Annotated in this window: 12 protein-coding genes, 1 tRNA gene and 1 pseudogene; 6 read left to right on the forward strand and 8 right to left on the reverse strand. The window is 38.7% G+C overall.

Features of this window, described 5'->3' with window-relative positions; genetic code table 11:
• Positions 1-52: 52 nt before the first annotated feature.
• The 7 genes and pseudogenes from H8692_RS04085 to H8692_RS04115 form a co-directional block, all read right to left on the reverse strand.
• Entirely contained in the window at positions 53-490 is a 438-nt protein-coding gene (locus tag H8692_RS04085) for a DUF4430 domain-containing protein (RefSeq protein ID WP_177268190.1), read from the reverse strand.
• A gap of 47 nt (positions 491-537) precedes the next feature.
• Positions 538-1,677: an alanine racemase gene (gene alr / locus H8692_RS04090; RefSeq protein ID WP_187525041.1), complete on the reverse strand. Its 1,140-nt coding sequence runs from the start codon at positions 1,675-1,677 to the stop codon at positions 538-540.
• Between the two features lie 27 nt (positions 1,678-1,704).
• On the reverse strand, positions 1,705-2,997 hold the full coding sequence (locus tag H8692_RS04095; protein ID WP_177268194.1) for an adenylosuccinate synthase: 1,293 nt from the start codon (positions 2,995-2,997) through the stop codon (positions 1,705-1,707).
• Between the two features lie 82 nt (positions 2,998-3,079).
• Positions 3,080-4,516, reverse strand: coding sequence for an adenylosuccinate lyase (purB, locus tag H8692_RS04100; protein WP_177268196.1), 1,437 nt, complete (start codon positions 4,514-4,516; stop codon positions 3,080-3,082).
• 189 nt (positions 4,517-4,705) lie between these two features.
• Entirely contained in the window at positions 4,706-5,569 is an 864-nt protein-coding gene (locus H8692_RS04105) for a DMT family transporter (RefSeq protein ID WP_177268240.1), read from the reverse strand.
• A gap of 36 nt (positions 5,570-5,605) precedes the next feature.
• Positions 5,606-5,764, reverse strand: a pseudogene (gene nrdD, locus H8692_RS11035) (anaerobic ribonucleoside-triphosphate reductase); the annotation flags it as partial.
• Between the two features lie 276 nt (positions 5,765-6,040).
• The gene (locus tag H8692_RS04115; protein ID WP_187525042.1) at positions 6,041-7,015 is read right to left on the reverse strand and encodes a Gfo/Idh/MocA family protein; all 975 of its coding nucleotides are present in this window, start codon (positions 7,013-7,015) and stop codon (positions 6,041-6,043) included.
• A gap of 175 nt (positions 7,016-7,190) precedes the next feature.
• Between H8692_RS04115 and H8692_RS04120 the strand changes: the two genes are divergently transcribed.
• Positions 7,191-7,265, forward strand: a tRNA-Arg gene (locus H8692_RS04120).
• A gap of 228 nt (positions 7,266-7,493) precedes the next feature.
• On the opposite strand, the gene H8692_RS04125 is transcribed toward H8692_RS04120, so the two are convergent.
• Entirely contained in the window at positions 7,494-8,372 is an 879-nt protein-coding gene (locus H8692_RS04125; RefSeq protein ID WP_177268202.1) for a LysR family transcriptional regulator, read from the reverse strand.
• Positions 8,373-8,546: 174 nt separating this feature from the next.
• Here H8692_RS04125 and H8692_RS04130 point away from each other — a divergent pair, with 174 nt between their 5' ends.
• From H8692_RS04130 to H8692_RS04150, 5 genes are read left to right on the forward strand one after another with little or no spacing between them, the layout of a single operon-like run.
• Positions 8,547-10,070: an L-lactate permease gene (locus H8692_RS04130; protein WP_187525043.1), complete on the forward strand. Its 1,524-nt coding sequence runs from the start codon at positions 8,547-8,549 to the stop codon at positions 10,068-10,070.
• A 17-nt stretch (positions 10,071-10,087) separates the two neighbouring features.
• A complete protein-coding gene (locus H8692_RS04135; RefSeq protein WP_177268206.1) occupies positions 10,088-10,276 on the forward strand; it encodes a hypothetical protein in 189 nt (62 codons plus the stop codon).
• A complete protein-coding gene (locus tag H8692_RS04140; RefSeq protein WP_177268208.1) occupies positions 10,258-11,511 on the forward strand; it encodes an amidohydrolase family protein in 1,254 nt (417 codons plus the stop codon). Before H8692_RS04135 ends, H8692_RS04140 begins: the two co-directional genes overlap by 19 nt.
• Before the next feature lie 21 nt (positions 11,512-11,532).
• Complete coding sequence (locus H8692_RS04145; protein ID WP_177268210.1) at positions 11,533-13,422, forward strand: M28 family peptidase; 1,890 nt, start codon at positions 11,533-11,535, stop codon at positions 13,420-13,422.
• Positions 13,423-13,432: 10 nt separating this feature from the next.
• Positions 13,433-15,016 carry an amino acid permease gene (locus tag H8692_RS04150; RefSeq protein WP_177268212.1) on the forward strand — a complete coding sequence of 528 codons (1,584 nt, stop codon included), beginning with the start codon at positions 13,433-13,435 and terminating at the stop codon, positions 15,014-15,016.
• Positions 15,017-15,018: the final 2 nt, after the last annotated feature.

Raw genomic sequence — 15,018 nt, forward strand, 5'->3', positions numbered from 1 at the left:
GCAATTGAAAAAGGCAGATACACTGATGTATCTGCCTGAAATTAAAATTTTTTTAATTATTATTATCTGTCCAGCTTTCAAAGTCCCAGCTAATAGTGTCTCCGTCTTTGATAATGTACTCATCTGCTGATTTCATCACTTCTTTATCGTTTACTTCATATACCCATCCGGCTGTTTCTGTAGCGGCAACACCATTTATGCTGGTAACATAGGGACTGCCGGAAGATTTGTCAAGCAGGATTTCTCCTCCGTTTGAATCTGCATAAGCTTCAAGAGCCCCTAATACACTGCTGCCATCATTTACGGTAAGCTTAGCGCTATCAACATCTGCTGCATTTGAATCATCAGGAAAATCTATATCTATAGTTACAGTAACTGTTGTCTTGTCCTCTGATGCAGCGGACGGATCTGAAGCGGCATTGTCGCTTCCGCATGCTGTAATCGTAAACACTATTAATATACTAGCCAGTAAAAGTGATATTTTTTTCATTTTATTCACCTCAAACCTTTCTGTATTTAGTATTTGGATATAGGCGTTTAATATACGTATACCTTTGGAAGTCTTTGTCCAAACGCGCATAGTATTTCATAGTTTATTGTTTCAGTTGATTTGGCGATGTCATCTGCCAGGATTTCGTAAATTCCATCTTTGCCCATTATGGTGACCTCATCTCCCAGACGTGCATAAGGAACATGAGTAACATCTATCATACATTGATCCATACATATATTACCGGCTATGGGAGCAAAAACACCGTTTACTATTACTTTGCCTTTAGATGAGTAAGGCCTTGGGAATCCATCGGAATATCCGAGAGGAATCGTAGCAATAAGACTATCCTGTCTTGTTGTAAATTTTCGTCCGTAACTTATTGAGTTGCCTGCGGGAACTTTTTTTAACTGAATTATATTGGCTTTTACTGACATAACGGGCCTGAGTTTTAGCTGGCTTTTATCTACTTCGTTTGAAGGATAGCAGCCATACAGTATGATACCGGGACGTACCATTTCATAATGTGTAGATGATAATTCCATAATTGCAGCGCTATTGGCTATGGTTCTGCATGGAATATTGATGTTGGCGTTGACCAGTTTTTTATAAAATACCATAAAGCGTTGTTCCTGAACTACCGAATAAGTTTTATCGGCTGAATCTGCAGTGGCAAAATGTGAAAACAGTCCATTTATCTTGAACCCGGGAAGGTTCTGGATCATTTTGATGTCATCTACAGATGCAGAATTCTCAATATCGTAACCGATTCTTCCCATTCCGGTGTCAATGGCTATATAACCATTGATAATTATGTTTGCTTTTTGAGCGGCTTTTGATATAGCTTCTGCACTTTTAAAATCACAGACAACGGGGGTAAGCCTGTATTCAATTATAGTATCTGTATAAGGCTCGGGAGTTAGTCCTAAAAGAATGATTTCTTCCAATATAAAACCTGCTTTTCGAAGCCTGATGGCTTCGGAAAGCGTGGCTACGCCAAAGGAATCTATACCGTTTGCTCTGAGAACCGTGGCAACTTTTACAGCGCCGTGGCCGTAAGCATCAGCTTTGATGATTCCGGTTATTTTTTTGCCGGTACCGACTTTTTCTTTGATTTGTTTTATATTGAAATCAAGATTTGTGATATTGATCTCTGCCCAGGCAGCTCTGAGCGCTTCTTTGTACATTCTTTATAAACCTCCGGTTGTCAAGCTTTACAGTTTGGGGACTCTTTTTATGATATCTTCTCTTCCCGGTCCGTTTGATACATAGGTGATAGGGAATCCGATAAGCTTTTCAATTTCGTTTACATAATTTTGAGCTTCTGGCGGAAGTTTTTCAAATTCGCGTATACCTGTGATATCGCATTTCCAGCCGGGCAGCTTTTTTATTACAGGTTTGGCTTTTTCTAATTTCGCAGTGCAAGGGAATCTATCGGTTATTTCACCGTCGATTTCGTATCCTATGCATACGGGTATTTCATCCAGATATCCCAATGGATCCAGTACAGTGAAGGCAACTTCTGTGGTTCCTTGAGTCATACATCCGTATTTGGTGGCTACAGCGTCAAACCAGCCTACTCTACGAGGCCTTCCGGTGGTAACACCATATTCCCCGCCGTCTCCTCCGCGTTTTCTCAGTTCTTCTGCTTCTTTTTCGTCAAGTATCTCACTGACAAAGGCTCCTCCGCCTACAGCGCTGGAATAGGCTTTTACTACTGTGATGATTTCTTTGATTTCATATGGAGGCACTCCGGCTCCGATTGCGCCGTATGCTGCAAGAGTAGATGATGAAGTGACCATTGGATAAATACCGTGGTCAGGATCCTTCAGAGCGCCCAGCTGTCCTTCAAGGAGAATATCTTTTCCTGCCTTTATAGCTTCGTCAAGGAAGAGAGCGGTATCGCACACATAAGGTTCAACCATTTCTCTGTATTCTGTCAATGTTTTCATGATATCATCGGGATCCAGTTCTGGTTTATTATACAGGTACTTCAGCAGGATATTTTTCTGAATTATAATTCTTTCTACCTTTTCGCGCAGAAGGGCTTCGTCCATAAAAAGTTCCTGTACTTGGAAACCGATTTTTGCGTATTTGTCCGAGTAGAATGGGGCTATTCCTGATTTTGTGGAACCAAAGGCTTTTCCGGCAAGACGTTCTTCTTCATATTCATCAAAGAGAATGTGATAGGGCATTAATATCTGTGCTCTGTCAGAGACCAGGATCTTAGGCTTTGGCACTCCCTGTTCTATCAGTGAATTGATTTCTTTTGTCATATAAGGAATGTTGAGAGCTACGCCATTTCCGAGAATGCTGGTTGTATGGTCGTAAAATACTCCTGAAGGGAGCATGTGAAGGGCAAATTTGCCATAATTATTTTTGATGGTATGACCTGCGTTGCTTCCACCTTGAAATCTGATTATGATATCAGCGTTCTGTGCGAGCGTATCAGTGATTTTTCCCTTTCCTTCGTCGCCCCAGTTAGCGCCTACGATTGCTTTGATCATTTAAATCTCCTTTCATATGTCTGACGCTGAAGAAAATCGGCACAGCCGTCTTTGCCAAGCGTTAGCAATGTTTTTAAAAGTTTTATACATTTATGTCAGCGTGCATGCCGAGGGCTTCTTTATTGGCCTTGAGTATCGGAGCGACTTCTGTTTTTAGGAATCTCTCGGTTTGGCTTTCGGCACAGCCTGTAAAGTTTTCAGGTTTCATAAGAGCTAAAAGCTGCTCTTTTGTCATGTTGAAATCAGGATCGGAAGCTATACGGTCGAGAAGATCATTGTCGGCGCCTTCTTCCTTTACACGTTTTCCTGCTTCCATCGAATGCTGTCTGATTTTTTCGTGAAGAACCTGTCTGTCTCCTCCCATCTTTACGGCATCCATCATAATATTTTCAGTTGCCATAAAAGGAAGTTCGCTCATCAGTCTGGCTTTTATGACTTTAGGATATACTACAAGCCCTGATGTTATATTCATGTAAAGTTCAAGAATACCGTCAGCAGCCAAGAACGCTTCTGAAATACTAAGACGTTTATTTGCCGAATCGTCCAGAGTTCTTTCGAACCATTGTGTTGAAGCTGTTATGGCAGGGTTTAAAACTCCGGCGATGACAAAATTGGCAAGTGCTGCTATTCTTTCTGAACGCATAGGATTTCTTTTGTATGCCATTGCGGAAGATCCTATCTGATTCTTTTCAAATGGTTCTTCTATTTCCTTAAGGTGCTGGAGAAGTCTGATGTCGTTACTGAATTTATGAGCGCTTTGGGCAATACCTGAAAGAACATTGAGTACTCTGGTATCTACTTTTCTTGAATAGGTTTGACCTGATACTGCATAACAGCTGTCAAAACCCATTTTTTCTGCGATGAGGGTGTCCAGCCTGCAGACTTTTTCTATATCTCCATCGAAAAGTTCGAGGAAGCTGGCTTGAGTTCCTGTAGTTCCTTTAGAACCAAGAAGCTTCATTGTACCCAGTATATGATCCAGATCTTCCAGATCCATAAGGAGGTCTTGGAGCCATAAAGTAGCTCTTTTCCCTACTGTCGTAGGCTGAGCAGGCTGAAAATGTGTAAAACCTAAAGTAGGCAGAGCCTTGTATTTTTCGGAAAAGTCTGCCAGATTGGATATTACATTTATCAGTTTTTTTCTGATAAGTCTGAGTCCTTCGGTCATGATTATGAGGTCTGTGTTATCGCCTACGTAACAGGATGTGGCGCCAAGGTGTATTATGCCTTTTGCACTCGGACACTGAAGTCCGTAAGCATAAACGTGGGACATGACGTCGTGTCTTACTTCTTTTTCACGCTCCTTTGCCACATCGTAATTTATATTATCCGCCGCTGCTTTAAGCTCAGCTATCTGGCCGTCTGTAATTGGAAGGCCCAGTTCCTGCTCTGTCTCAGCAAGGGCGATCCAAAGTTTTCTCCATGTTCTGAATTTCATTTCCGGAGAAAAGAGGTATTTCATTTCTTTGCTTGGGTATCTTTCAGATAATGAACTTGTATAGTTCTTTGTATTATCCATAATCTCTCCTTTTTTCGATGGTAAAATTTGTTTTGAACATACATATATTAGTATACCACAAAAACGGAGAGTAGTACAAGGTTCAAAGCATTGATAATTAAAGGGCGACAAGAAACTGTATATCAAAAAAACATAGATTTGTCTGTGAGTTTCAGTTTAGTGGTCTTGATTATAAAAAATATATTATTGTTAATTTGTTTTTGATTTTCTGCTTGAAAAAATATAGGTTAGAAGAGCAGCAATGATGACAAGGCTGCAGCCTATGACAGATGTCATATTAAGGATTTCACCAAGGAAGATATATCCTAAAATAATAGAGAATACGATTCCGGAGTAATTATATATGCTGATTTCAGCAGCGGGAGCCATTCTGTAAGCATATGTAAGAGCAATTTGTCCAAACCCTCCGAAAACACCTATGAGAATAAGCATAAGAAGCTCTTTTAAGGTCGGTACAGCGAAATCAAAGATCATAAAAGGTATACAGGCAAGGACGCAGAAAGTAGAAAAGTGCATGATTATGGTCATACCGTCTACTTTGTTTTTAAAATATGCCAGCAGTGTATAGGAAACACTGGAAAAAAATGCACATAAAAACGCCATGAATAAAGGAAAAAGATTGGAATTAAAAGCAGGGTTGGCTACAAAAGCAGCACCCACAAAGGCTATAAGCAACGCGGGGATTTGTATTTTTTTGATTTTTTCCTTGAGAAAGACAGCGGCCCATAATGTTATCATAAAAGGAGAGAGCTTCATAAGCGTTGAAACATCTCCCTGATTGGCATGTGCTACAGCGTAAAATTGAGTTATAAGGCCTAAAAAGCCGAATAAAGATCGTACAAAAAGAAGGGGCTGATTCTCTTTCTTCCCGAAAAGGGATCCACCCGATCTTTTTATCAATATGAAGCTGAGAAAAAGTGTTACGATATTTCTGAAGAAAACCTGTTCCATGATGGGAATGGAGGTCCCGGACATGTTTATAGGTATCTGCATGGCGGAAAATAAGAACGCCGATGCACACATTAATATCGCGCCTTTTTGTCTGTTTGGCATTTCATTTAGAGAAGCCATATTAACATTTCACCTCATTTACGAAAGCTGTTCCATATCTTCTGCCGAACATGAGCAGCTGCCAAGAGAATGTTTCACACGATCTGCTTCTTCGGCTGCTTTAGCGTCATTCCAGTTATCCATAGTTCCTACAAGATATCCGGTTATTCTTCTTATTCTCTCGAATGGAACGTGAGAAAAAGTGTAGTTGAGATCTGCATAGTCTCCGTCGATTTGAACATCTAATGAATCCAGCTTTCTGCTGTATTTTTCCTGAAGATAATCCACATATGCCTGAGCTTCCTGTGGGCTTGCATTTCCTGTTATTTTGATAGACATATTTAATCCTCCTTTTAACATCATCTGGGCATGATTATACACCTAAGTACTATATTTTGTATATAGTAATAAGAAAAAAATACATCAAAAAAACAATTTGGACTAAAATAGTCTAATGCCTGAATTCTTTTTCCTTTATTCTTCTTCGGGATATTTCATTCCCCATTGCTTTCGTATCTCAGTCATGATATCCATAACATCTTTTGTGTACTCAAGGTTCATAATATTTTTGTTTCCGCAGACAGCTGATTCCATGTCTTCGATCTCATAGGATATGGCGTTGTCTGTATCACCGTCAGATATAGTTTGCTGATAACCGGTATCAGTATAAGTTATGGTTGCCCGGCAGGCACGCGGATATTCCATTATTTCAATGAATCCTTTGTCAAAAGAAACAATTCCTCTTTTAGGTTGCTTGGCATGGATAGACAGCATAACAGCTGCCATTTCATCATGAGGATTTTTTAACAGAATGCCGGCCTGCTCGTCAACACCTGTTGGAGCGTATTTTACTTGAGACAATATCTGATTTGGTTTAGAGGTCATGAACCATCTTATGAATGAAAGAGCATAGACACCTATATCTAACATTGCTCCTCCGGCCAATTTACGGCTGAAAAATCTGTTTTCCATGTTGTACTCTTTATAGCTGCCGAAACTCATTTGTATGAGTTTAAGAGAACCGAGCTTTCCGGAACTGATGATTTCTTTCAGCTTTTTATAAATAGGCATATGATAAATAGTCATGGCTTCTGCCAGAATCAGATTATTTTTTGATGCAAGATCTGTCATTTCACGAAGCTGAGAAGAATTCAGTGTTATAGCTTTTTCACACAGGACGTGTTTTCCGGAATTAAGAGCTTTTCGTATATAGTTTATATGTGTATTATGCGGCGTCGAAATATAGATGATATCTATATTCTCATCTTCAAAAATTTGATTGATGTCAGTATATACTTTATCTATATTATATTTATCTGCAAAAGCTATCGCTTTATCGTACGTACGATTGGCAACTGAATATAGTTTACGATTCTTTTTTGCCATAGCCTGCGCCAGTTGGTTGGCTATCACACCGCATCCCAATGATGCCCAGTTATATGATCTCATAAATAATTCCTCTCTTTTTGGCAGTTAATTATTTGCATTTAAATTATAAATTTAAAAAACTGATAATACAAGTGATATAGAAATTTTAGAAAGTAACATTTAAATAAAAAAGAATAAATATATGTTATCTCTTGAAAATAAAGTAGAATGTATGATATTATAATGAAGCTTATATGCCTCTATAGTTAAATGGATATAACAAACCCCTCCTAAGGGTTAGTTGCAGGTTCGATTCCTGCTAGGGGTGCCACTAACGAAGCCGAAAATTCTTGATTTTGTAAGGATTTTCGGCTTTTATATTTTCTGAAATAAATCGAAGCCACAGCAAAATGTAATTAGCAGAAGCGATTTCTGCTAATTAGCTGCTGCCGGATAGAAACAAAACTAATGATTTCCGTCACAAATTGGTCTGATAATGAAAAAGGCATGACAAATTACGGCACCTTCTTTGCAGAGGGTGTCGTAATAAGAAGTTTTTTTAATAATTGTTAAAACTCAAGGCAGCTTTAATGAAGTTTTCTAAAGTACGGGAAACATATTTAGATTCTTTCCAAGCTATAGCTATGGCTGTATCCATTTCATCCTGACGGATATCTTTGCATATAATGGAATTGTTTTCAGTGTTGTATATAGCTGATGGCGGCAGAATCGCTATTCCCATTCCTTCTTCAGCCCATGACAGACTTGTCCTGGCATCATCATTGATACAGATATATTTAGGAGATACATTCTTGCTTTTAAAATAATTTTTAAGGAATGATTCCCATCTTCTGTAAAGAATGACAGGTTTATTTGAAAGATGTTCTATATTAAAGTCAGTTTGATCTTCCGAAAAAAATTCGGGCCGAGCGACAGCGATCATCCTTTCTTTGGTGATGATTTCTGAATGAAATGAGCTGCTGTCGGGAAGAGGGCTTCTTAAAATAGCTATCTCAATGATATTTTTTTCTAAAAGTTCTATAAGTTCAAATGTATTTTTTTCAAATATCTGATATGTTATTTCCGGATTTTTTATGGAAAAATCTTTTGAAATAATGGAAAGCAGGTGATGGCTGCAAGATGATGAACATCCTATTCTTAAAGTTCCCTTTTTGCCTTCTGAAAAATTACGTATATCCTGCATTGCGATATTAGAAATATCTATTATAGACTGAGCGTATTCATAAAGTTTTTTGCCGGCATCAGTAAGGGTTATATTTCTGGGACCTCTTTCCATAAGAACGGTTCCCAGTTCTTCTTCAAGATTTTTGATTTGTTTGCTTAACGGAGGCTGCGTCATATGTATTTTTTTTGCAGCAATGCTGATATTGCCACACTCTACTATTGTGACAAAATATTGCAGCGTTCTTATATCCATATTACAGCCTCCTTTCTATTTAATTCTATCATTATTGTTATCCAAATAATAATATTCTTTGCATTCCAAAAGTATACAAAAAAGGAATAGTGCGTATATAATTTAAGAATTTTTAATTTTCTGAAAAGTATGATATAAAGGATTTAACAAAATGGAAAGAAGGGGAAGATAAAAATGTTGCAATTGATAATGTCATTGTTTCCTATAGTTTGTTTGCTGGTTTGCCTGCTTGTATTGAATTTAACTGCGATAAAAGCAAGCGCTTGGTCGCTTCTGCTGGCTGCAGCTATATATTTTTTTTATTTCAGATCCGGCAGCGGTATCGTTATCTCAATGTCAAAAGGTTTTGGCCTTGCGATATTTGTTGTTCTCATAATATGGGGAGCGATGCTTCTTTATAACATGGTCAAGGAAACGGGAGCGCTGGAGGTAATTAATGAAAAGATAGAGTCGTCCATAGAGGACAAGCTTATACAGTTTTTGCTTCTTAGTTGGGTGTTCGCTTCTTTCCTGCAGGGGATTGCAGGTTTTGGAGTTCCTGTCATAGTTATTACCCCTATACTGATATCTCTTGGATTTGCTCCTGAGATTGCAGCGGCATCTGTACTTATAGGGCATTCATGGTCTATAAGTTTTGGATCAATGGGTTCATCTATATATGCCATAAATATGGTTACTGACACAGAAATCGGCAATATTGTACTGAATATGAGTTTATTTGGAACGATAGCCATGGTCTGCACAGGAATTTCAGTGTGTTTTGTGTTTGGTGAAAAAAAGGTTCTGATGAAAGGAATTATATACGTTCTGATAACATCTGTTTTTATGGGGTTTACGCTTTATATCATGGCTTATTTCCAGATGTTTTCAATAATCGGTCTGACTACAGGAGCTGTAGGCTCTGCCGTTCTTCTTACTATAAACAGAATAAGTAAGAAAAAAAAGATCGAAAAGGAAAAAAAGTATTTATGCGGATCAAAACGTGCTTTTGGAATCGGATATGCGGTGATGCCATACGTTCTCATAGTAGTATTGTCCATAATGTTCTTTGTAATAGATCCTAAACTGCAGCTGTGCTTTGATTTTCCGGGGTATGAAACAGCAGAAGGGAGGATTATTCAGGAAGAAAATGATTATGTGTCATTTAATATCTTTAAATTTCCTTTAAGCATAATATTGATGTCAACTGTAATAAGCGGTATTGCTTTCAGGAGTAAAAAGGCTTTGGACTGTCAAAAGCTAAAATTGATTTTGAAAAATACCATAAAAAAATGTACTTCTACTACAATGACGATAGTATTTCTGCTGACTATGGCTGTAGTGATGATGGATTCGGGCATGATTGAGAATTTGGCATTGGCTATGGTAGCCGTAAGCGGAGATATATATCCTGTATTTTCATCATTCATTGGGCTTTTGGGAGCTTTTATCACGGGAAGCAACACCAACTCAAATATAATTTTCGGTAATTTTCAGGAAATAGCAGCAAATTCACTGGGATACAGCGCAGCGGTCATATGTGCGGCGCAGTCAATCGGCGCATCAATCGGCGGAGCCATCGGGCCTACGACGGTAGCTCTGGGGGCCACCGCCGCTCATATACAGGGTAAGGAGTCGTCGATATACAGGAAAACATTGGTACCAATTCTTGTTTCGACACTTATCTTGGGAATAGTTAATTTCTTAATGCTGAACTGAGTGTGAAAGGAAGGGATATGTCAGGTAGCAAAGTATTGATCGTACTATTTATTGATTTTGTTTTTCTCTACACAGGATGTACCTTTGATAGTGGGCTGATGAAAATGATAGGCGGAATATGCCTTTTGTTGCTTGCTTTTGCGACGGTACTGCCAATAAAGGGAAAAAATAAAGAAGGAGGTAAAAGATGGCGGAGAAGTTGTTGATCAAAAACGGTGTTTTATTTGATGGAGTCGATTCAGAAGTGAAGGCAGGACTGACACTGGAGATAGAGAACGGAATAATTACTTACATAGGAGCCGAGCGTCCCGCCAGCAGTGATGTGAAAGTAATTGACGCAGTAGGTAAATTCATAATGCCGGGTATAATAGACTGTCATATGCACATAGGAGGAATGATAGGCGCAAGCGCTGTAGATCGGGTACTGGAACCTAATATGCAGCAAGCTATGGTGGCGGTAAAGCAGGCGGAAAAAACTATCCGCTGTGGTATAACTACTGTGTGCGATGTTTCTATGGCAGGACCTTATTTAAAGCGGCTGATAGACGCAGAAGAGATCATAGGTCCGAGACTTCTCCCGTGTGGACAGGGTTTTGCGATGGGAGGCGGAGGTCCGTATGTTGATCCTGAAGGTCTTTTTTCAGTGGATTTTCTTAAAGCCAATCATCCGTGGGGAGAACCATGCGACGGCGCAGATAACCTGAGGCACGGCGTAAGAATGAGACTTAGAAACGGATGTACTGCCATCAAAGTTTGGACCACCGGCGGCGGCCTTAATGAAAGGGCCGGAGATACCGATAGAATTTACACAGATGAGGAGATATTGGCTATTTGTGATGAAGCTGCTATGGCAGGCATCCCTGTTCTTTCCCATTGTGAAAGCATAGAAGGTACGAAGGCAGCTCTTCGCTGCGGTATCAAATGTATACTCCATGGAGTTGAATTGGATGAGGAGTGTATAGAGCTTTTTATTGAAAAAGGCGCATGGCTTATGCCAACGTTAAATGTAAACTTGAATTGGGCTGATTCCGATGAAGATCTGATGAGAAGAAAAGATATTTTCGATTTTGAAGGAGAGTCGCTAAAAGAAAAAGAATGTAGCCGCCTTCTTTATGTTTTCAAGAATGCACATGAAAGAGGCGTTAAGATTGCAATAGGCAGTGATACTTATTGTAATGAAGAAACACCGTATGGAGAATTTACGATGGATGAAATAAAAATATTTGTAAAGCGTGCAGGCATAGATGTTATTGAAACTTTGAGAGCTGCGACAAAATATCCGGCAGAAGCACTTGGGATATCAAATAAAGTTGGTACTTTGGAACAAGGTAAACTGGCAGATATCGTTATTTTAAAAGAGGATATTACAAAGGATATAGATCTTTTGACCAGAGCTAATATAGATATGGTTTTTAAGGAAGGAAAACAAATAGCTCTTTAGATTATTAAGCCGGAGGAATATATGAAATATTGTAAAGTATGCGGTTATCTGGATTCACAATATGGATGTGAAACAGCTTCTAAGCTCAGCGGAATAGGAAATGAAAACAGTTTGATGGGTTTTAGGAATGCAGGCAGTACAGGTGAGAAAAAAGCTGCCATGTACATCGAAGATGAAATGAGAAAAATAGGACTTAAAAATGTGAATAGATATCCTTTTGAAGTGGATTCATGGGAGTTTAGGGGAGCAGTTATTGAATTTAGCGACCGAAAAGGTTTCGAATATTCCTATGCCTTATCATCATTTGCGGGACTGCCGGGGACAGGCAGTAATGGTATTTCAGCACATATGGTGGATGCAGGATATGGTACTTATGATGAATGTAAGGATCTGGATCTCAAAGGTGCTGTAGCATTTATACGATTAGACATGGATCGTGAATACTGGCTTGGAGTACCTGTGTATCAGTTGGAACTTATGGGAGCCGTAGCTGTCATAACTGTGATGGAGGGGGATTCATACGGGAAGTATAATAGAGCTTTAAATTCGGCCAATGGGGCGGCAAGAACCAGTATTCCTGTCTTAAATATATCCAGAGAGAATGGTCATACCATTGAAGCGCTTTTGAAAAATCAGGTACTGGAGGTTGACCTAAAAGCGGACATTACAATATCAAAAGGAGAAAGTTGCAATATAACGGGAAGTATTCCGGGGCAGTTAAGTGACCGATATATTCTCTTGGGCGCTCACTATGACGGATATTTTAACGCATATATCGATGATGCATTGGGCATAGGTGCAGTTTTAAATATTGCGCAAGCAATACTGAGAAGTGGGGTGATACCGAAATATACTATTGTTTTCATAGCTCATGGCGCTGAAGAATTCGGTGTGTGTGACAGCCATTATGATTGGTGTATAGGTTCATGGAAGCAGATCACCCAGCTGAAACCGGATTGGAAAGAAAAGGTGAGACTGTTTTTGAATATCGATGCAGCTAATCCTGACTCAAAAGAGTTGCTTGTTCAGGCGTCGCCACAGATCCATCATTTTTTAAATAAATGTTTAGCTCAGAAAGAAGACGAGATAAAAAGGGAATGGAGGTATGGTTTTAAGGTAAATGATGTGAATGGAACATGGTCAGATGATTTCAGTTATTATATGGCGGGAATTCCTGTAGTGATAGCTGGAAGGGGAAAGTCAGAATGGAGAAATAAATATTATCATACGGATTTTGATACCAACGAAAGTCTTTATCAGGTGTTAATGAAAAATATCAGCGAAATCTACAGTTTGATTTTATGTGAATACGATGAAGCTGAGGATGCACCTGTTGATGTTAATGAGGAAGTGCTTATGTTTGAGAACACATTGGATAAGGATCTTTTGAAAGGAGAAGGGATAGATATAGGGCGGTTGGATAATCAGATTGCAGCCTTGAAAGCAAGAAATGGGTTTTCTGCTTATATGAGTAATAACTTAATAAAAGCCATTAGAGCAATTGATTTTGATGACAATATAATTTTTAAGCTGGAAGAAAAACAGAAAAACATCAAGATTCTTAATAAAATATCACAGCATTTAAAAGAAGGTGACTTTGAGGAGGCATTAATGGCGATGAAAATGTTTTGCGGCAATAGTGTCATAGAGCATTTTCAAGATGAGGTCTATCAATACTATTATGTGGATGCTGTTGATGACAGTAAAAAGCCTTTGCAATGGGGTTTTGGAATAATAGAAAAACCACTGGATATAAGAAGGCTGTTTAGAGTTTTTAAGAGAAATGATTTTGATAACGTGAGGACAAATGAAGTGCAGGAGGAAATAAGAAATCTTAAAAATAAGGAAATAGAAATAATAAAAAATCATTTGAAAAATACAGTAAAGACTTTGGAAGCATTAATGATGTAGGAGGTCAAAAATGAGCGCAAACAATGGACAATTAAAGAAGACCAGAATAGGTCTTTTAGGAGCGGTAGGTATCATATATAGCCTTGCTGCCGCAGGGGCATATGGAGTAGAAGAGATGATATCATCCTCAGGTCCCGGCTTAACAATCATACTACTATTGCTGCTACCTATTTTCTGGGCATTGCCGCAGGCGATGATGATTTCCGAATTAAGCTCCGCCATGCCTGTAGAAGGCGGAGCCTATAAATGGATACAGAGAGCAATGGGAGAATTTTGGGCATTTCAGTTTGGCTGGAGCCGTTTTTTAGGGAACTATCTGGGTACACCGGCTTTTGTAGTTTTGGCAGGAGATTATGCTGCATCGCTTATGGGATTTAACGGTGTTGAGAAATATATATTTGAAATCGTATTGGTAGTAATTATAGTATGGATAAATATCAGAGGGCTAAAAGAGGTTTCAATAATAAATACCATTATATCTATTTTAATAATAGTAGCATTTGGAATGGTGGCTATAATTGGATTCATGAATTGGAACAGCAATCCCTTTGAGCCGATTGTTCCAGAGGGACAGGGTGTAGTTTCCAGCATGGGAGCAGGCCTTGCCATAGGAATGTGGATGTACATGGGTTTTTATTCTATATCAGCGGTAGCAGGAGAAATGGAAAATCCGCAAATCATACCTAAAGCACTATTTATCACAGTACCTTTGATGGTTTTGACATATTTGCTTCCGACTTTAGCAGGTTTGTGTTCTGTAGGCCAGTGGGAATTGTGGGGCTCTGACGGTGTGTCGTATGCTGATATAGCTATTACATATGGCGCTCCTTGGATGGGATTGTTCTTTGTATTCATAGCCTTGATTTCACAGATTTCTATGTATAATGGGTATACGGCAACATCTCCAAGGGAGTTTTACATAATTTCAGAGGATTGTTTGGGTCCTAAGATTCTTGCGAAGATAAGTCCTAAATATGGCACTCCTAAATATTCGATATTGCTTATGGGTGTGTTGTCAATAATATGTTGTAATTTTGACTTTTCATCGTTGGTAATACTCACAACATTTTTATTAATGTTCTGCATAGTATTGATTGCTATTGCTGCGATTATATTGAGGTACAAAGAACCTAAGATGGCAAGGCCTTTTAGAGTGCCCCTTGGAAACGCCGGATTTTCAATAATGTGTCTGATTCCTATATTAGTAGCTGTTGTAGCACTTTATCTAAACGGAACGGACTATTTCGTATTCGGGCTGATAACGATGTTTTCGGGAGTGATAATGTATATTTTGATGAAGAGAATATATGGAGGGCTTTATAAAGTGGACCCTGAAAAACATCCTATTAATTTGAGAACAAAACTTGCAACAGGAGATCTAAATAGGATATCTAATTTGATGCTGATTCTGGCAGCGATAGGAATCATAGGTGTTTTCTTCCTGCCTTATTATGAAGATCCAACGTATTATACAGACACATATGGGGTTCAGAATATATTTGATATGTTCATCAAAGGAATTTTATATACGAGTATAGGTTTTGCGATAATAGGAATTGTGACTCGCATCATAGGAAAAAAAATAGACTCATAAAA

Source organism: Lentihominibacter hominis (assembly GCF_014385065.1).
Classification (GTDB): Bacteria; Bacillota; Clostridia; order Peptostreptococcales; family Anaerovoracaceae; genus Lentihominibacter; species Lentihominibacter hominis.

Excerpts from the sequence above, each read along its gene's own strand:
- H8692_RS04105 (WP_177268240.1), bottom strand. The coding sequence starts at position 5,569 with ATGCCAAACAGACAAAAAGGCGCGATATTAATGTGTGCATCGGCGTTC.
- alr (WP_187525041.1), bottom strand. The coding sequence starts at position 1,677 with ATGTACAAAGAAGCGCTCAGAGCTGCCTGGGCAGAGATCAATATCACA.
- H8692_RS04115 (WP_187525042.1), bottom strand. The coding sequence starts at position 7,015 with ATGAGATCATATAACTGGGCATCATTGGGATGCGGTGTGATAGCCAAC.
- H8692_RS04145 (WP_177268210.1), top strand. The coding sequence starts at position 11,533 with ATGAAATATTGTAAAGTATGCGGTTATCTGGATTCACAATATGGATGT.
- H8692_RS04125 (WP_177268202.1), bottom strand. The coding sequence starts at position 8,372 with ATGGATATAAGAACGCTGCAATATTTTGTCACAATAGTAGAGTGTGGC.
- H8692_RS04140 (WP_177268208.1), top strand. The coding sequence starts at position 10,258 with ATGGCGGAGAAGTTGTTGATCAAAAACGGTGTTTTATTTGATGGAGTC.
- H8692_RS04150 (WP_177268212.1), top strand. The coding sequence starts at position 13,433 with ATGAGCGCAAACAATGGACAATTAAAGAAGACCAGAATAGGTCTTTTA.
- H8692_RS04085 (WP_177268190.1), bottom strand. The coding sequence starts at position 490 with ATGAAAAAAATATCACTTTTACTGGCTAGTATATTAATAGTGTTTACG.
- H8692_RS04135 (WP_177268206.1), top strand. The coding sequence starts at position 10,088 with ATGTCAGGTAGCAAAGTATTGATCGTACTATTTATTGATTTTGTTTTT.
- H8692_RS04095 (WP_177268194.1), bottom strand. The coding sequence starts at position 2,997 with ATGATCAAAGCAATCGTAGGCGCTAACTGGGGCGACGAAGGAAAGGGA.
- purB (WP_177268196.1), bottom strand. The coding sequence starts at position 4,516 with ATGGATAATACAAAGAACTATACAAGTTCATTATCTGAAAGATACCCA.
- H8692_RS04130 (WP_187525043.1), top strand. The coding sequence starts at position 8,547 with ATGTTGCAATTGATAATGTCATTGTTTCCTATAGTTTGTTTGCTGGTT.